We start from the raw sequence: 17,610 nt of genomic DNA on the forward strand, positions 1-17,610 counted from the left end.
CCACCGGAGCCACTCCAGGTAGTCGAGGCAGTCCGCATCGGTGCGAAACCAGGACTGGAACTCGCCCGCAGTCCGCGGATAATCAACGCCAGCATGAGGGTAAGTCACCCTTGGAGTTTACTCCGGTTAAGTGGAGACCCCAGAGCTCGGTATCCAGGGCGATTTCAGCCAGGTCGCTGTGCCGCACAGCATGGCACCCTATCGCGCCGGCCATCTGTATTTCCATGGCGGGGCATCGCTCGCGGAGGCCGTGGTGCCGGTGTTGATCGTGCGGCTGGAGCCGACCGGTCAGTCGGACGCGCCTAAGATCAAGATCGCGCTGACCTACAAGAACGGCGCGACACGGATTACGACGCGGATTCCGGTGATCGACATCGAACTCTTGGCCAAGGATACGCACACGCAGGATTTGTTCGCGGTGACGCCAGTGCGGAGATGCCCGGCGTGGAGGTCCTGCTGGAGGCCCAGGACGGCAAGGGCAACGTCGTGGGAGAGCCCAGACCCGGCGGCCAGGTCAATTCCGCCACGCGGGCGGTGACGCTGGTTCCGGGGCAACGCAAGCAGATCGCGCTGGGCATGGACCCGGAGTTTGAGGGCAAGTTCACGGTGAAGGTGCTCAACCCGGCGACCCTGGCCAGCTACGGCGCGCTGAAACTGGAGACGGACTACAGCGTATGAACGCCCCCGACGTACTCGACCAGAAGCTTATTGCGACTTTCGACGGCAAGATCGTGCGCAAGGATCTGCTCCACCGGATCAAGAAAGGCACCAATGTACCGACCTTCGTCCTGGAGTTCCTGCTCGCGCGCTTTTGTGCCAGCGACGATCAGGCCGAGATGGACGCGGGGATGGAGGCGGTGCTGGCGACACTGCAAGACAACTATGTGCGCCCGGATGAGGCAAACGCGGCGCAGTCGAAGGTGGCGACCAAGGGGAAGCACCGCTTCATCGACAAGGTCCATGTCAGCTACGTCGAGAAGGAAAAGCGCCATTGGGCGGCGCTGGAGAATTTCAATTCGCGGCGCATTGCCATCGGCGAGAAGTTCTATCGCGACAATGATCGGCTGCTGGAGGGTGGCATCTGGGCCGAGGTGACGGTCGCGCACAACGACATCGAGGAGGACGACTACGCCTTCTACATCGAAGACCTGCGCCCGATTCAGCTCTCCCGCTTTGATTTTGAGCGCTATGCGCAGGGTCGCCAGACCTTCGGCCGTGACGAGTGGATCGACCTGATCATGCGCTCGGTCGGGCTGGAGCCGACCAAGCTCTCGCACCGGGTCAAACTGCACTTCATCGCCCGTCTGGCGCCGCTGGTTGAGCCCAACTACAACTACATCGAGCTGGGTCCGCGCGGCACCGGCAAGTCCTACTTCTTCAGTGGATTTTCGCCTTATGCAACATTGATCTCCGGGGGGCAAGCGACCAAGGCGACACTGTTCTACAACAATGCGCGGCGCAAGGTCGGCCTGGTCGGCTATTGGGATACCGTGGCCTTCGACGAGGTGGGCGGGATCAAGATCCGCGACCCAGACACCATCCAGATCATGAAGGACTTCATGGCCAATGGCCGCTTTTCACGCGGCGTCGAGGTCATCGCCGACGCCAGTCTGAGCTTTGTCGGCAACATCGATCTCTCCGTCCAGCAGGTGGTCAACTCCACCGAATACGACCTGTTCCAGCCGCTACCCGTCGAGCTGGATCTGGCCGTGATGGACCGCTTCGCGGCCTATATCCCAGGCTGGGAGATGCCGAAGAACAGCAGCGAATTTCTCACCGACCGCTACGGCTTCATCACCGACTACCTGGCCGAGGCCTTCCACTATCAATTCAGCCACACCAATCGCTACGAAGAGGTCAGCAAGCGGATCCGCTTGGGCCAGGCCATTGAGGGGCGCGACGAGAAGGGCATCAAGAAGACGGTCTGCGCCTTCCTGAAGATCCTGCACCCGGACGGTGCACCAAGCGACACGGAGTTCGAGGAGTATGTCGCCTATGCGATCGAATGCCGCCGGCGTGTGAAGGAGCAAATGAATAAGCGCAAGCCCGACGACGAGTTCGCGCGCATCGCGCTGTCTTACGTCAGCGCCAGCGGCGAGGAGGTGGTGGTCGACTGCCCGGAGTCGAAGGATGCACTGGCGACCCAGCAGCCGGCGCGGCGGCGCTTAAGCGGTCAAAAGGGTGCCCCGGGCGGTGACGAGGATCTACCAAGGCCGTTGGACAAGCCAACGATAACAGCAGCGCCCGTACCAACTCAGCCCGACACTGCGGTCGATCTCACCGCGGATACGGTGCCAGAAGCGCCTGCGCCGATCGCGCCAGACGTCGCAACGGCCGTTGAGCTACGGGAGCAGCACTTCACCATCCTCTACGACGACACCGGGCACACCTATGAGTCGATCATGGGGCCATACCTGCAGGGGGCCACGGCGGTCATCATTGAGGATCCCTACATTCGTCTCCAGCATCAGGTTCACAACTTCGTGCGCTTCTGCGAGACCCTTCTGAAGTCCGGCACGATCAAGTACATCACCCTGACGACCAGCTATGACGACAATGCGCAGTTGAAAGACTTCGCCGAAAAGCTTGATGACCTCAAGCAGAGCCTGCTGGAACTCGACGTGGTGCTGGAGGTGCAGCTCAACCTCAACCTGCACGACCGCGAAATTCGCCTCGATAACGGCTGGATCATCAAGATCGGTCGCGGATTGGATTTCTACCAGAAGCCCGGCAGTTGGTACGAGGTCGGTGCCAATGACTTCAGTCAGGCCAACAGCGTCAGCAACACAAGGAAAAGCGAACCTACGGACGGTTACCGTGAAAAATGCGCTGTGCGGGAGACAAACTGACCCTGACCGCCGGGCGGCCTCAAGCGCGCGGCCTCGCTCAACTGAGAAGTTTACGGAAAGTCGCGATCGGAGCGATGAGCTGGAGCGGATTGGAGACGAAGGCCGTGAATCCGTGGCGGCGGTAGAAGGTTGCTGCCTCGTCGTCCTTGGCGTCGACCACCAGGGCAAAGACCGCGATCTCCGAGCGTAGGGCGCGCATCGCCGCGTTGAGTAGGAGCGCACCCCCGAGTCCGCAGCCCTGGAAGCGCTGATCGATGGCAAGCCGCCCGATGCGGGCCGCCGGTACCGAGGGGTAATGGGGCAGTCGGCCTGCGACCTCGGGCGGAAGATTGGAGACCGGGACATCGGCTGCCGACAGCGTGTAGTAGCCCGCGATCCGTCCAGTGGTCTTCTCCAGTGCTACGTAGCAGACGCTGACCCGGCGGCGCATATCCTGGCTGGCCTGGGTCTTGAGGTAGCGATCCAATGGCTCGCTGCCGCAGCAAAAGTCCGAGCGATCTTCTTTGCCAAGAAGCCCGATCTCGAAGGGGCGATCCGTCATGGTTGACCGATCAGTGCCTCATGAGCGGCCCGCGCACGCGCCAAAGCAGGCGTCGGCTCCGGGGGATTCAGCAACAGCTCCACAAAACGGCGTTGGTCCTCGACGGACAAGCGTACCGTCGACGCCTCCTCCAAGGTCCTGCGTGCCGCCGTCTCTGCCGCAGCGACGACGAACTCGCTCACCGAGCTGCCCTGCAGCTCCGCGGCCCGTTGTACCAGGACGAGGGTATCCGGTTTGACCCGGGCCTCGATACGTTTGGACTTTGCTTTCATCGTCGTCTCGCTCTATGAGTCTGATGAAATTGTACGGTAAAAGCCTCGTACATAGTGAGAGCGCTCAACGATCCCTTCGCTGTGGTTTCGCAAGCCCGTGTTGCGATCACGGTTCGTGAAAACGACCGTTTCTGCGAGATCTTGAATCTCAGGAGATGCGCTTACCGGACGCTCGGGTCGGATGAGCCAGTGACCGCACCTGGGACAGAGCGACCAAAGGAGACGAGATACCGCTCATGGTTCGCCTATTTTGAAAGCCGCGTCCTCGGATTGCGTCCCCAGCCGTTGATAAAGGATTTCCGCAAATCCGAGCAAGCCGACAATACGCGACTGCACCGCGTTCAGCGGGGTCATGGTTTGCCAGTCCATGCCCCCGAGGCTTATCACGACCAGGCTGATACCGGTAAAGGTTCTGAGCATCATCTCGGTGGTGGGCCTGGCGGTCGCGCGTTTGGGGTTTCCCGCATAGAGGTGATCGAGCTTTTCGGCCTTCGCCTGCAAGCGCTCGCGCAGCGTAAACTCGACCAGACACAAGACGCGCAGGCCGATAGCCAGGAGGCGGATAAGGCCCTTGATGCGGGTGGTCGAGCACAGGTACAGCGGCGTCAAGCCCAGGAGCTTGCCGCGGTAACGATTGAAGCCGCGCTCGATGAGGTATTCCTCGCGGTAGGCGAGCACCGCCTCGCCCACCTCTAGGAGGAGGTCATTGCTGACGAACACCCGCCAGCCCAAGCCCCGCACGGTCTCCTCATACGCCACGGGATCGCGGCGCGTGCACACGGTGACATTGGCCGTGGTGACGTCTCGGGCGGGGCGCCCGAGGTAGGCCCGCTTGCGGGTGGTGTGGGTGTTCACCTGATACTCAGCGACGAGGAGGGTCGACACCTGATGCTGCGTCAGAATGGCGTCCACTGCGGCGCGCGCCTGCGCTTCATCCAGGCGCTTGTGGCCCCGCCCGCGCTGGTTGAGCCCCGCGATGTCTTGCTCGGCCTGTTGCAGGCGTTGGTCCAGGCGTTTGTGCTGCGCGGCGGCGTGTTTCAGGGATTGCACCACCAGACGGTGCTCCTGCCACGCAAGACCCTCGGCGCTCGTGCGCGTGACCTGATCGGAAAAACCGTTGGCGATGTGCAGGGGCGTGTCAGAGGCCGTCACGGGGGCGCGATGGACGGGCATGAGCGCCTGCTCCCCCGTCCACACCGGCGCCAACAAGGCGTGCAGGGAGGCGGGCGGCATCTGAACCGCCGGCAGCGGGCACAAATACTGGTCCTGGCTCGCCGCGAGGTAGGCGCGGGTGGCGAGTGCCGCCATCTTGCAGTCGCCCACATAGAGCACACCCGACTGTTGGAGGATCGCCTGAACCTTGCGAATCTCCGGCACGTACAACGGATCATCGGCCCGCTCGCCGCTGACCACGGTGGTGCTCAACGGCAACCCCAGCGGATCAAGCGTCGACTGGTTGATCTTCAACTGCGGCAAGTCGGGACGGTGCTCCTTGCTGTGACCGAATTGGAACAAGCCGTCCTCGCTGACGCCGACATAACTCTTCGCCGTGGTGTTGTCGATGCGTACCCGTCGCGCCGTCAGGTCGTAGGCCCGCAGCAGTGTCGCGTTCTGCGCACGCTCATAGGCGTCCCACGCCGCATCGTCGCCACCCAACCGATCGAGCACGACGCCCAGACGATCGTCGCTGACATCGAGTGCGCGCAAACCCGGCGTTCCCAGACACACCCGCAAGGTCATCAACAGCCCCTTTGATGCCGCAGGGTTATTCGTGGTACGTCCCCGATGTCCCGCGTGCGCCTCTATCAGCGCCTGGTGGATGTCTGCCAGGTCCGTTTCGATGAGCAGGGCCGCGTTTGCTGCTTCACGCCTCGGGCGGAAGAGCCCTAGCGGGTGAGGGCGCGGACGCACCGGGTGGTCGGGTCGCTGTATCTATTGGTGACCTCCCGCATCTTCACTGATAGCGCCCGTCAGAGGCGGGTGTCACCACTGTGCGCAGGAGACGACGATGACCGAGGCAGGCGATTTCCACGAGACCGGACTGGTCCGCCAAGCCTGCGGTGAGGTGGTGGTCGAGGGCAATGCGCGCCTGACCAGCAAGCAAGGGGTCTGTAGCCCCTGCGATGAGCGGATCACCGAACTCGGCGCGCCCCGGTCGGCCCCATGACGCTGCTCCTGCTCACCGCCCTCATCACCTTCGCCGCGACCACCCTGTTCAGCATGGTCGGCGTAGGCGCGGCCCTGATCCTGATCCCGGTCTTTCTGGCCTTCGGGATCGAGCTGCACACGGCCATGGCCACTGCACTGTTGCTCAACGCGGTCGGCATGACCGTGGCCTCCGTCACCTTCGTGCGCAAGGGGCTGGTGGAGTGGCGGCTGGTCCTGCCGATGCTGGTGCTGGCGGTCGGGTTGTCGCCGCTCGGGGTATGGGCCGCCCATGGCACGGATCGCAGCCTACTGTTGTGGCTGTTCGTCGGCTTTCTGGTTTTCGCCGCAGCGATGATGCTGTTGTACCACCCCAAACCGTGTGCGACCCGTGCGTCGCTGGCGGGAACCCTGGCGCTGGGCCTGCCGGTGGGCGGTGCGGCCGGCTTCATCGGCGGCCTGCTCGGGGTGGGGGGCGGCAACATCATCGTCCCGGCCCTGGTGGCGTCCGGCCTGGAGCCCCGGCGCGCCTCGGCAAGCGCCTCCTTCGTCGTGATCTTTGCCTCCATCAGCGGCTTTCTGGCCCATGTCCAGGTCGCCCGCATCGACACCGCCCTGCTCGTCGTCACCGCGCTGGCGACCATGGGCGGCGCGGCGCTGGGGGTCTGGTTGGCCACCGAACGCCTGTCGGCCGCGCAGTTGAAGCGCGCCATTGCCCTGGTCCTGATTGCGGTCGCCGTCAAGACGGCGTGTGATCTGCTGGGACCCTGATGCGGCATGGCGCATTGACCCTTTCTCTGAACGATGTATCCCTGAATCAGGAACCCGAACATGAACGATAACCGTCAGATCCTCCTCAAGGCGCTCGAATTCCATGGCCACCGCTGCTGGGCGAGTGTGGCCGGTGTCCGGGTGGGCCTTGCCGCCCTGCGGGTACTGGATGTCAAGCGCTCCGGCGGACGCCAACTCCACGGCTTTGTCGAGATCGGCGAGGACCACGGCGGCATGTGCTTCGGCGACGGGGTTCAGTACGCGACCGGCTGCACCCTCGGCAAGGGCAATCTGGAGAAGACCCCCTACGGCAAGCTCGCGGTCACCGTCATCGAGCGGGCGAGCAACCGGGCGATCCGTGTCAGCTACAAACCGACCCTGCAAAAGCAAATCGGCGCCTCCGCCTTCATGACCAAGCGCGGTCAGGGGATCGAGCCGGACGACATCCCCGAAGCCGAGCAGTTGGAACTGGTGGATCTGATCTGGAATGCCCCGGAGTCGGACGTACTGACCCTGGGCGAGGTTTTTCAGTTCGAGCGCGACTGGCTGCCGGAGGTCATGGGCTTCGTGCCCTGCACCGCCTGCGGGGAATTGACCGCGAAGGCCTATCTGCGCGTGGTGGGTGAGAAGCATGTCTGCATTCCCTGCTCCGGGTATGAGCGTTGATCGGCGCGACCAGGGGCGAATGGCCGTGCCAACACCCTCGTCTGTGGCGCGCATCGGCACTGATACAGCGACTCAGGCGGATTGCACGCTCCCCAAGGACGGGCGACGCCGAAGCCCACACCGTTGACAGCCATGTTTGAGTATCTCGGCGATCTGAGCGCCCTCCAACTCCTGCGGCTGAGCGCCCTGTCCCATCGCGGGGCGCCCGTGCAGTTCTTCGTCATGGATGTGGCCAAGATTTCCGTGCTCTTGGTGATCGTCATCGATGGCATGGGCTTGCTGCGTGCCCTTGTTCTGATGCAACCGTCCCTTGCCCCCGGTTCAGCTTGCCCGAAAGGGCGGTTGTTGCGCGTCATAGAGGTCTAAAGATCAAAAACGTCAAAGTCTTGGGAAGTGGTTGCCGCAACTGCGAGGCGACCGCCAAGGTGATCGCTCAGGCCGCCAAGGAAGCGGGTGTCGAGATCGAGTTGGAGAAGATCACGGACATGGCCGAGATCCTGGGGTATGGCGTCGTATCGACGCCGGGCGTGGTGCTGGATGGCAAGGTCGTGCATGCCGGCGGCATTCCGGGTCCCGATCAAGTGCGTGCCTGGGTGCGCGAATAATCAAGGCGGGCGCGCGGCGCCCAGTGAGGAGCGATGATGAGTGAGTTAGAGAACGATCGGATTCGCCAAGTGGTGCGTGAGCGCTACGCGCTCATGGCGCAGGACGGCGAAGCGGCGTGCTGTGGTCCCTCGACCTGCTGCGACACCCCCAAGTCCAACGTCGAGGGGCTGTCGCAGGCGATGGGCTACAGCGCCGCCGAGGTCCTGGCCGTCCCCGAGGGCGCCAACCTGGGACTGGGCTGCGGCAACCCACAGGCGATCGCTGCACTCAGATCGGGCGAGACAGTGCTCGACTTGGGCAGCGGGGCCGGATTCGATGCCTTCCTGGCCGCGCGGCAAGTCGGCGACACGGGGCGGGTGATCGGCGTCGATATGACCCCGGCGATGCTCTCGAAGGCGCGCATGAACGCCGATCAGAGCGGCTATCGCAACACGGAATTCCGCTTGGGCGAAATCGAGCACCTGCCGATCGCGGACGCGACGGTGGATGTCATCCTGTCCAACTGCGTCATCAATCTCTCGCCGGACAAGCCGCGGGTCTTCGCCGAGGCCTATCGTGTCCTCAAGCCCGGCGGGCGGCTGGCCATTTCGGACGTGGTGGCGATGGGCGAGCTGCCGGAGCACCTCCGTCAGGACCTGGCGCTCTACGCCGGCTGCATGGGCGGGGCGGTGTCGATTCCCGAGCTGACGGTAATGCTGGAAACGAGCGGCTTCACCGACATCCGCATCCGCCCCAAGGATGCAAGCCGGACCTTCATCCGCGACTGGGCGCCCGGGATGTCGATCGAGGACTTCGTGGTTTCCGCGACCATCGAAGCGGTCAAACCGGCGGCCTGAGCGCCCCCTAGGGGCGCCCGAGCCCATAGCGCTTCATCTTCTGCCACAGCGTCTTGCGGCTGATGCCGAGCCGCTCGGCGGTCAGCGTCATGTTGAAGCCCGTGTCGGTCAGGCCCGCCAGAATCGCGGCGCGCTCGCCGGCCTGGGCGTGGGCCTTCAGACCCTGCTCGGGCGCCGATGTATCGGGCAGATCCAGCGCCAAAGCCGGTCCCTGTCCCAGGATACAGGCGCGCTCGAGCGCGTGCTGGAGCTCTCGCACATTCCCTGGCCAGTGGTGCTTCAGGAGCCGCTCGCGATCACCGGCACCCAGTGCGCGGTGCTCCTCCGGGAAGCGTCTGACGTGCTCGGCGACATAGCGCTCGGCCAGCCAGAGGATGTCCTCCGGGCGCTCGCGCAGGGGTGGGATGCGGATCTCCAGGACGCGCACCCGATAATAGAGGTCTTCCCGGAAGGCCCCGGCGCGGACTAGGGCCGCCAGGTCGCGGTGTGTCGCGCACACCAGGCGCGCCGGCACCTCCAGCGCTCCGGTCCCGCCGATGCGTGTCAATTGACGCGATTGCACGACCCGCAGCAGCCGCGATTGCAGGGCCAGGGGCATGTCGCCGATCTCGTCGAGAAAGAGGATGCCGTCGCCGGCCTGCTCGAACACGCCCGCGCGGCGGCGCTCGGCGCCCGTATAGGCACCACGCTCATGGCCGAACAGCTCGGCCTCGATCAGACCCTCCGGCAGCGCCGCGCAGTTGACCGCCACGAAGGGCGCCTGGGGACACTGCAGCCGCTGCAGCCGACGCGCGACCACCTCCTTGCCGACGCCGGATTCCCCGCGGATGAGCACGGGCGTCTGGGGATGCCGTGCCAGCCGGGCGAGCTCGGCTTCGATCTGGCACATCGCCGGCGAGATCCCCAAACGGTCCTCCAGCGCGGTCGGCGGATCGGACGTGACGGGCGATTGACTCAGGGCACGCAGCTTGGCAATCAGCTCGCCGGGGTCGAGCGGTTTGGTCAGATAGTCGACGGCCCCCAACTTGAGCAGTCGGACCGCATCCTCGATGCTGCCATAGCCGGTGATGAAGAGGGTCGGCGGCACCGCTGTCCGGGAGCGCCGCAGCTGCTCGAAGAGGTCGATGCCCGAGAGATCGGGAAGGCTGACATCGAGCAGGAGGAGATCGAAGCGCTCCGCAAGCAGCGTCTCGCGTCCGCCGCGTCCCGTGCGCCGCCACGCGACACCGAAGCCCTCCAGGGTCAACCGCTCGACCAGCGCTTCGCCCATGATGGCGTCGTCCTCGATGAGACAGACCCGCGTCATGGCGCCTCCTCGGTCCCCAGTGGGAGCTCGACCTGGAAGCCGGTGCGCTCGGCGCTCGAGGCGACGCGGATCTGGCCGCCCAACTGGGAGACGATCTGGTAGCAGATCCAGAGTCCCAGCCCTTGGGCGTGCGGGCGCTGCTCCGGGTAGGGCTCGAACAGATGCGCCAACTGCTCGGCGGGGATGGGGCGTCCGGAGTTCTCGACCCGCACCGCGAGCTGGCCGCCGTCGATCCCGGCCTCGACCCGCACGGCGCCGCCCGGCTCCGCGGCATCGATGGCGTTCAAGAGCAAATTCAGCAATAGCTGACGGACCGGGGCGGCCGGGAGGTCGAGCGCTGACGCCAGGCCCATGTTCCAGTCCAAGCGAACGCTCGAACGCGCGAGCCTCGGCTGCACCAGGGTTCGCACATCCTCCAGATCGGTCGGGGCCAGGGTGCGGGAATCGCCGCGCGCCTCGACCAGGAGCGCCGACACGCTGCCGCGGATCTGCTGCAGGGCGCGGTCGATCAGGTCCAGCAGGCGTGCGGTCCGCGCGTCGAGGACCTGCCCCTGGCGATAGGTATCGATCGCCATGAGCATGCCACCAAGCGGGTTGTTGACCTCGTGGGCGACGCCCGCCGCGACCCGCCCGACGGCCGCGAGCCGCTCGGCCTGAAGCATCTGCTGCTCCAACGCACCCTTCTCGGCCAACGCGGCCAGCATGGCACTGAACTGACGGCCGAGTTGACCGATCTCGGAGTCGCTCTCGGGGATCTGACAGCGCAGTTGCCGAGCGTCCTCGGTTCCGACCCGCGCCATGCAGGCCGCCAGCTGCATCAGCGGCGACGCCATGCGGCGTCCCCAGAGCCAGCCGGCCGGGAGCATCACCGCCAGGACCGCCGCCGTCACCAGCACGCCGCCGACCAGGATCTCGCGGAAACGCGCGAGGAAGGGTCGATCGGAGAGCAAGGCGATCAGCTCACCGACCGGGCCGCCCTCGCTAGCCAGAGTGAGCCGCAGGACCCGGCGCGTGCCATCGTCTTGGGGCGCAATGGACCGCACCAAGGCGGGCGCGGGCGCATCCGGACTGAAGGCGGCCACCGGCAGCCAGGGGAGCGCCGCCTCCAGCGACTGATCGAGGCGAAAACGCTCGGGTCGATTGCTCGCGAAGATCCGCTGACCCGCGTCGATCAGGATCCAGGTCGCGTCGGCGGCGTCCTTCTCCGGCCCCCGCAGCAGGGAGTAGGCGAGCCAGACGTCATCATGCAGCAGCGCCTGGACCAGGATCTCCGACATGGCATGCCCAAGCCGCAGGGCGTTGCGTCCCTGATCCTCGCGGAGGTTGTCGAGCGTTTGCAGGCCCAGCGCCAAGGCCATGGAGACCGCCGTGACCACCGCCGCCACGCTCAGGCTCAAAGGGAGTCGATGGCGATAGCTGGCGGGCGTGAGGCTCATGTCCGGCGTCCCGCGTCCAGGCGCGCGGCCATCGCCGCGATGTCGTCGAAGAGCCCGGGCTCAGCGGGCGCGAAGCCGTCCAGATTGAGCTCATCGAGGAGTTGCCGGCCGATCGGGTCCTGGTCCTGGCGCAGCAGCACCTGGCGGATCGCCTGCAGGTCCGTGGGGACGAGCCCAGGCGCGCCGGCGAGCGGCGGGAACCCGAACAGCGGCGAGCGCAGGATGATCCGAGTCTGTCCTGTCAGCTCGGGCACACGCCGCGCCAGCGTCTCCCAGACGTAGCTGTCGACGGCGGCCCCGTCCGCCAACCCCTCGGCAACGGCCTCGACCGCATGGCGATGGCCCCAGGTGAAGAAGGTCCGGCGAAAAAAGCGGTCCGGATCCTGTCCCTGCTCCAGGAGGGCGACGCGCGGATAGAGGTAGCCGGAATTGGAGTCCGGATCCGACCAGGCGAACAGGCCTCCCTCGAGGTCGCGCAGTGCCGTGAAGGGCGAGTCGGCCCCGACGATGATGTAGGAGCGGTACTTGGGCTGTCCCTGAAAGCGCGGCACCGCGATGAGTGACAGCTCCCATCGGTGCTGCACGTAGGGGTAGCCGCAGATCCAGGCCAGATCCAGTCCGCCGCGCAGCAGCAGGTCCATGATCTCGCGGTAGCGCGCGCGCTGGATGAAGACCACCGGGCGCCCGAGCTGCCGCTCGAGCCAGCTCGCCCAGAGGCGCAGAAAGGCCACGCGGTCGTCGAGGATGACCGGCGTCAGGCCGAAGCGTAGCGCCGGTCGTGCGCCCACGACTGGGTTTTCCGCTTCGCGTGCGGCGATGGCGTCATGGCAACCCACCGGGCTGATCCCGAGTAGGCCGAGGGCGCGCAGCAGGTCCCGGCGTGTGAGCATGGATCGGCGTTACCTTTTCGTAACACGAAGACTGCAGACGTTACCAGAACTCCACGCGCGCTGCCTAGGTCATTGATTTCGCGAAACCCTCAAATAGGTATGGGCTTTGCTAATGGCTCGGGACCATAAGAACGAGGAGGAGCGAGACCATGAACAATCTCAGCAGACGCCGCTTCCTGAAGGCGAGCGGTGCGGCGGCCACGGCGGGCGCCGCGCTCATCGGAAGTGGCCTGGCCAACGCCCAGGAGCGGGCAGCGCCGGGGGCGACCACCTTGCCCTATCCGCGCGAGGCGATCGCGAAGGCGAGCGGCTTGCAAGACAACGTCCCGGTCGCCTTCAACTACCCAGATGCCGAATCCTTCTGTCAGATCATCAAGACGGGGAGCCCGGTGCCCGGCGGCATCGGCCCGGATGGCGACATCGTCGCCTTCAGCACCCAATGCACGCACAACGGCTGCCCGCTGAGCTACGACAAGGAGGCGCGGACCTTCAAGTGCGGCTGTCACTTCAGCATCTTCGACCCGGAGATGGCGGGGCAGATGGTGGATGGCCAGTCGACCGAGAACCTGCCGCGCATCCTGCTCGAGCACGATACGGCGGACGACAGCCTCTACGCCGTCGCGGTCGAGGGGCTCATCTACGGCCGTCAATGCAATCTGCTGTGACCGGGAGACAACGATGACCCAGTACCGAGACCGCATCCCGCTGCCGCCGCCGGACGCGCAGCGCACCAACATGACCTGCCACTTCTGCATCGTCGGCTGCGGCTATCAGGTCTACAAATGGCCGGAGAATCGCGAGGGCGGACGCGCGCCGGACGAGAACGCCCTGGGGCTCGACTTCCGCAAGCAGCTGCCCGCGCTCGGCATCATCATGACCCCGCCGATGCACAACGTCGTGACGGACCGCGACGGCAGTCGCCACCACATCATGATCCTGCCCGACAAGGAGTGCGTGGTGAACCAGGGGCTATCCTCGACCCGGGGCGGTCAGATGGCGAGCGTCATGTTCACCGGCGAGGGACCGTCGCGCCAACGGCTCTATTACCCCATGCTCTTCACCGGCGACGACTGGGTCGAGACCAACTGGGACCAGGCGTTGCAGGTCTATGCGGGGGTGACCAAGCGCATCCTCGACGCCAACGGACCGGACCAGATCGCCTTCGATGCCTTCGACCACGGCGGCGCCGGCGGCGGCTTCGAGAACACCTGGGGCAGCGGGAAGCTGATGTTCAGCGCCCTCCAGACGCCTCTGGTGCGCATCCACAACCGACCCGCCTACAACTCCGAGTGCCACGCCACCCGCGACATGGGCATCGGCGAGCTGAACAACAGCTATGAGGACTCGGAGCTCGCCGACACCCTCTTCTACATCGGCGCCAATGGCTACGAGACCCAAACCAACTACTTTTTAGCCCATGCCCTGCCAAACATGACGGGTAAGAATCTGGAGAAGAAGAAACAGTGGTTCCCCGGCGAGAGCGTTGCGCCGGCCAAGGTGATCTTCGTCGATCCACGCCGCAGCCTGACCATCTCGGTGGCGGAGCATCTGGCAGGCAAGGACAACGTTCTGCATCTGGCCATCGCGCCAGGTACGGACACCGCGCTCTTCAACGGCCTCATGACCTATGTCGTCGAGCAGGACTGGCACCACGAGCGCTTCATCCGCGATCACACCAGCGGCTTCGAGGAGGCGCTGAAGGCCAATCGCATGAGTCTCGCGGACTGCAGCCGCATCACCGGCGTGCCCGAGGCGGACATCGTCAAGGCGGCGGAATGGGCCTACAAGCCGAAGGCGTCGGGGCAGTATCCACGCACCATGCACGGCTACGAGAAGGGCATCATCTGGGGCAACGACAATTATCGCATCCAGTCCGCCCTGGTCGATCTGGTGCTGACCACCGAGAACGTCGGCCGGCGCGGGACCGGGGTGGTGCGCATGGGCGGTCACCAGGAAGGCTATGCCCGCCCACCCTATCCAGGCGGACGTCCGGCCCGCTATGTCGACCAGGAGATCATCCAGGGCCGGGCCAAGATGCTCACGGTCTGGGCCACCAATCCCTTCCAATCGACCCTCAATGCGGAGCAATTCCGCGAGGCGGTCCACCGTCGTTCCACGATCGTGCGCGATGTCGTCAGCAAGGCGCGCGGGGCGAGCGCGACCGATCTGGTCGACCTCATTTTCGATGCGGTGGAGAACCGCGGCGGACTCTTCGTCGTCGACATCGACCTCTACCACACCAAGCTCTCCGATGCCGCGCATCTGCTGCTGCCGGCGACGCATCCGGGCGAGATGAATCTGACCGCCATGAACGGCGAGCGGCGCATGCGCCTCTCGGAGCGTTTCATGGACCCGCCTGGGGAGGCCAAGCCCGATTGTCTGATCGCGGCGGAGATCGCCAACACCCTCAAGGCCCTCTACGAGCAGGAGGGCAGCACCGAGATGGCCGCGCGGTTCGCGGGCTTCGACTGGACGACGGAAGAAGACGCCTTCAACGATGGCTTCCGTAAGCCCGAAGGGATCGACAGCCAGGGCGGACCGACGGGCGACCTGGCGACTTACGACCGGCTGCGTGCCATGGGCACCAATGGCGTGCAACTGCCGATCAAGGCATTCAAGGATGGCACGCTCGTCGGCACCGAGATGCTCTACACCGACTACAAGTTCGACACCAAGGACGGCCGGGCGCATTTCCAGCCGGCACCCTGGAACGGACTGCCCGGCACCGTGGAGACCCAGCGGAAGAAGCATCGCTTCTGGGTCAACAACGGCCGTACCAACCACATCTGGCAGACCGCGTATCACGACCGTTACCTGCCGTTCCGTCGCGACCGCTTCCCCATGTCGCCGCTTGAGATGAATCCAGACGACGCCGCACGACTGGGTATCGTCTCGGGCGACATCGTGGAGTTGCACAACGACTACGGTTCCGCCTTTGCGATGGCCTACCTGGAGCCGGACATCGCCCCAGGGCAGAGTTTTATGATGTTCGGCTATGACAACGGCGTGGTGGGCGACGTCGTCACCGACTGGACCGACCGCAATCTGGTGCCCTATTACAAAGGCACCTGGGCGGACATCCGCAAGGTCGGGACCATGAAGGACTACAAACGCACCGTCTCCTTCAAGCGGCGACGGTTCTTGAGCGCCTGAGGCAACACCGGTTCTGGAGAGCGGCGAGGGCGCTCCCCTCGTTCGCTTTCCGGGGCGGGTATCCGATGCCGGGCCGGGCACGTATTAATCGTTGCAAAAGTACTCGCATCTCAGCCGAGAGCGTTCGTAGGCTGTCGAAATCGGGCCATTATTCGAGCGAAGAATCTCCCGCTTTTTGGCTTTGGTCGTTGGCAAAGAATGCTGCCCGTTTCTTGCGCTGGGGATAGGGGATCTGCTCGTTGTCCCAAGCCACCAAGTCGCCGTGAGAAGCGTGTGCAAGGGCGTTTGCCAAAGTGGCCTGATCGGGGTTACCGCAGAGCGCTGGGAGCAACAGCATGGTGCGGTTCATATCGGCCTGCGGACTGCGTTCGAGGATGTACTTGAAGTGACCGAACAGCGATTCGAGGATGTCGCTGCTGACGATGAGCGGCAGGTCGCTCAGCTGGCGCTGGATGGCGCTGTGGTGATCGAGCCAGCGGCAGACACGCTGTTTGACGCGGGAGTCGGCGGGCAAGTGTGCTGCCAGTTGGCGACACTGCGCGCCGGTGTGAGGGTCAAGTCCTTTGTTTTTGAGGATCTCCATGAGTTGGGAGATGGTCACGGCGGTGGTGGCGAACGTGGTGATGAACGCGCGCAGCCGGAGCAAGCCCGGCAGGGCCACGCGCAGCCTCGCCCGGGTGCTGCCCTTCTTGGCGCGGCCTTTGACGGCCATCACCTCGAGCATCTTCTCACCCCAGCGGGCGAGCTTGGCGATACTGAGAAAGCGCCCCTTGCGGCGCAGTTTTGGCGGCACGAGAAAGGCCAAGGTCGTGCTCGCTCGGCTCGAACTGTGCCTTGAGCGCGCAGGCCATGACATGACCGATATCCTCGATCAGCGCGACCGTGGTCTGCTCCTGGTCCATCCACAAGCGGACGCCTTTGTTGAGTGTGGCGTCGCCGTCCTTGGCGATCGCCTTGGGCAAACCGGCCTGTGCGAAGATCGCCTGAAGCGGCTGCGCGAGCGTTTTACCGTTGACCGTCTCGGCGACGACCAGCCCAATGCACTGACAATCTTCAAGTCGCAGGGCGGCACCGCGCAGAGCCAACGCCGCCAGCGGGACCCGCAGCACCACGAGCGCCTTCTTCGTACCGACATCAATGGAATGATCGATGATCGCCATCCAGGGCGCCTCGATCGGCGCCACCTGTTGCAGCAGCCCCAGGCCAATGCGCAGACTCCAGTTGATCGCCAAGGTGAAATGCGGCACCCAACCATCGCCCGCTCGCGCATGGGCCTGAAAGAGCCCCAGAATGCGTGGCACGCTGCGAAAAGACACCGCCGCCTGCAACACCAGCATCACGCACAACGTGCGCACCTGGTCGGCTTCGGTCAGGTCGCTGGAGGAGGCTACAGCGGAGGCGGGTGGACTTTTTTTCGCCACCGCCTGCTCCAAGGTCATGACCTCGGCCTTGAGTTGCGCAATGCTCTGTCGAGCGCGTTTGTACGCCTTTCTCTGTTCACGCAACGCCTCGGCAGGTTGCACCGCCTTGCGTTTTCAGGCATCGCGACTACGGAGGATTTTCGACGGCTGAAGCATCGGACAAGATCGACAGGGTCGGTCATTGACGGAACCGATTTTCGATCAGATCCAAACAGTCGGTTCCAGCCTTTTCATCCTCTCACTTGTCATCCAAAAGCCGGGAACGCCGAACACTGCGGAAAGCGGCCAATTTCGACAGCCTAGTGCAACAGAGTGGAAATCCCGAGACTGTTTAATCATTCATGCTGCGAGCGGCTTTCCCTCATAGGTCCAGCGGAAGGGCTTGGCCAACGTGCGATTGAAGAAGTCGATGAAATCGCTGATGCGTTTCTGAAGGTCGTCGATGGAGGTGAAGTTGCCACGGCGCAGGACTTTGCGCGCCAGGATCGAGAACCACATCTCGATCTGATTGAGCCACGAGGCGTGCTTGGGGGTGAAGTGAAAGACGATGCGATGGCTCGGATCGCTGAGGAACGCGGTGCGCGTGGCCATGGATTTGAGGATGCCGTAGCGCTCCTTCACGCCGAGGTCGCCCTCGAAACCGATGGCCTCGGCGATGAGGCGCACAACCGCCTCGGAGCAATGGATGTTGAGGTTGTCCATGACCAGATGCCACGGG

At 64.6% G+C, this 17,610-nt stretch carries 18 protein-coding genes and 1 pseudogene; 10 read left to right on the plus strand and 9 right to left on the minus strand.

What is annotated here, in order from left to right; all coding sequences use genetic code 11:
- Positions 1-444: 444 nt before the first annotated feature.
- The gene (locus tag CKO23_RS20705) at positions 445-678 is read left to right on the plus strand and encodes a hypothetical protein (RefSeq protein ID WP_200334368.1); all 234 of its coding nucleotides are present in this window, start codon (positions 445-447) and stop codon (positions 676-678) included.
- Positions 675-2,849: a BREX system Lon protease-like protein BrxL gene (brxL, locus tag CKO23_RS20710; protein WP_200334377.1), complete on the plus strand. Its 2,175-nt coding sequence runs from the start codon at positions 675-677 to the stop codon at positions 2,847-2,849. The genes CKO23_RS20705 and brxL overlap by 4 nt, the downstream gene beginning before the upstream one ends.
- Before the next feature lie 37 nt (positions 2,850-2,886).
- On the opposite strand, the gene CKO23_RS20715 is transcribed toward brxL, so the two are convergent.
- From CKO23_RS20715 to CKO23_RS20725, 3 genes and pseudogenes are all read right to left on the minus strand, one after another.
- The gene (locus CKO23_RS20715) at positions 2,887-3,390 is read right to left on the minus strand and encodes a GNAT family N-acetyltransferase (protein ID WP_200334379.1); all 504 of its coding nucleotides are present in this window, start codon (positions 3,388-3,390) and stop codon (positions 2,887-2,889) included.
- Positions 3,387-3,662 (minus strand): type II toxin-antitoxin system TacA family antitoxin, encoded by a 276-nt coding sequence (locus CKO23_RS20720; protein ID WP_200334380.1) that lies wholly within the window; start codon positions 3,660-3,662, stop codon positions 3,387-3,389. Before CKO23_RS20720 ends, CKO23_RS20715 begins: the two co-directional genes overlap by 4 nt.
- Before the next feature lie 234 nt (positions 3,663-3,896).
- Positions 3,897-5,411, minus strand: a pseudogene (locus CKO23_RS20725) (IS1634 family transposase); the annotation flags it as partial.
- A 259-nt stretch (positions 5,412-5,670) separates the two neighbouring features.
- Between CKO23_RS20725 and CKO23_RS20730 the strand changes: the two are divergent.
- From CKO23_RS20730 to CKO23_RS20755, 6 genes are all read left to right on the plus strand, one after another.
- Complete coding sequence (locus CKO23_RS20730; protein ID WP_200334388.1) at positions 5,671-5,829, plus strand: hypothetical protein; 159 nt, start codon at positions 5,671-5,673, stop codon at positions 5,827-5,829.
- Positions 5,826-6,578, plus strand: a complete 753-nt coding sequence (locus CKO23_RS20735; RefSeq protein ID WP_200334389.1) for a sulfite exporter TauE/SafE family protein — start codon at positions 5,826-5,828, stop codon at positions 6,576-6,578. Before CKO23_RS20730 ends, CKO23_RS20735 begins: the two co-directional genes overlap by 4 nt.
- A gap of 60 nt (positions 6,579-6,638) precedes the next feature.
- Positions 6,639-7,244, plus strand: a complete 606-nt coding sequence (locus CKO23_RS20740) for an FmdE family protein (protein ID WP_200334390.1) — start codon at positions 6,639-6,641, stop codon at positions 7,242-7,244.
- A gap of 132 nt (positions 7,245-7,376) precedes the next feature.
- On the plus strand, positions 7,377-7,610 hold the full coding sequence (locus CKO23_RS20745; RefSeq protein WP_242482610.1) for a hypothetical protein: 234 nt from the start codon (positions 7,377-7,379) through the stop codon (positions 7,608-7,610).
- Positions 7,611-7,612: 2 nt separating this feature from the next.
- Positions 7,613-7,849, plus strand: coding sequence for an MTH895/ArsE family thioredoxin-like protein (locus CKO23_RS20750; RefSeq protein ID WP_200334409.1), 237 nt, complete (start codon positions 7,613-7,615; stop codon positions 7,847-7,849).
- 36 nt (positions 7,850-7,885) lie between these two features.
- A complete protein-coding gene (locus CKO23_RS20755; RefSeq protein ID WP_200334391.1) occupies positions 7,886-8,686 on the plus strand; it encodes an arsenite methyltransferase in 801 nt (266 codons plus the stop codon).
- A 7-nt stretch (positions 8,687-8,693) separates the two neighbouring features.
- Here CKO23_RS20755 and CKO23_RS20760 read toward each other — a convergent pair whose 3' ends face one another.
- From CKO23_RS20760 to CKO23_RS20770, 3 genes are read right to left on the minus strand one after another with little or no spacing between them, the layout of a single operon-like run.
- A complete protein-coding gene (locus CKO23_RS20760; RefSeq protein ID WP_200334392.1) occupies positions 8,694-9,992 on the minus strand; it encodes a sigma-54-dependent transcriptional regulator in 1,299 nt (432 codons plus the stop codon).
- A complete protein-coding gene (locus CKO23_RS20765; RefSeq protein WP_200334393.1) occupies positions 9,989-11,428 on the minus strand; it encodes a sensor histidine kinase in 1,440 nt (479 codons plus the stop codon). Before CKO23_RS20765 ends, CKO23_RS20760 begins: the two co-directional genes overlap by 4 nt.
- Positions 11,425-12,318 (minus strand): substrate-binding domain-containing protein, encoded by an 894-nt coding sequence (locus CKO23_RS20770; protein WP_200334395.1) that lies wholly within the window; start codon positions 12,316-12,318, stop codon positions 11,425-11,427. Before CKO23_RS20770 ends, CKO23_RS20765 begins: the two co-directional genes overlap by 4 nt.
- 149 nt (positions 12,319-12,467) lie before the next feature.
- Here CKO23_RS20770 and CKO23_RS20775 point away from each other — a divergent pair, with 149 nt between their 5' ends.
- Together CKO23_RS20775 and CKO23_RS20780 are read left to right on the plus strand one after the other, a co-directional pair.
- Positions 12,468-12,983, plus strand: coding sequence for an arsenate reductase (azurin) small subunit (locus CKO23_RS20775; protein WP_200334397.1), 516 nt, complete (start codon positions 12,468-12,470; stop codon positions 12,981-12,983).
- Positions 12,984-12,996: 13 nt separating this feature from the next.
- The gene (locus CKO23_RS20780) at positions 12,997-15,471 is read left to right on the plus strand and encodes an arsenate reductase (azurin) large subunit (RefSeq protein WP_200334402.1); all 2,475 of its coding nucleotides are present in this window, start codon (positions 12,997-12,999) and stop codon (positions 15,469-15,471) included.
- 148 nt (positions 15,472-15,619) lie between these two features.
- On the opposite strand, the gene CKO23_RS20785 is transcribed toward CKO23_RS20780, so the two are convergent.
- From CKO23_RS20785 to CKO23_RS20795, 3 genes are all read right to left on the minus strand, one after another.
- Complete coding sequence (locus tag CKO23_RS20785) at positions 15,620-16,276, minus strand: hypothetical protein (protein ID WP_200334403.1); 657 nt, start codon at positions 16,274-16,276, stop codon at positions 15,620-15,622.
- Complete coding sequence (locus CKO23_RS20790) at positions 16,200-16,994, minus strand: hypothetical protein (RefSeq protein WP_200334404.1); 795 nt, start codon at positions 16,992-16,994, stop codon at positions 16,200-16,202. The genes CKO23_RS20785 and CKO23_RS20790 overlap by 77 nt, the downstream gene beginning before the upstream one ends.
- Before the next feature lie 237 nt (positions 16,995-17,231).
- A partial coding sequence (locus CKO23_RS20795) for a transposase (protein WP_200333883.1) occupies positions 17,232-17,610 on the minus strand: 379 nt, incomplete at its 5' end.

The sequence above is a fragment of the Thiocystis violacea genome (assembly GCF_016583565.1).
In the GTDB taxonomy this organism is placed as follows: domain Bacteria; phylum Pseudomonadota; class Gammaproteobacteria; order Chromatiales; family Chromatiaceae; genus Thiorhodococcus; species Thiorhodococcus violaceus_A.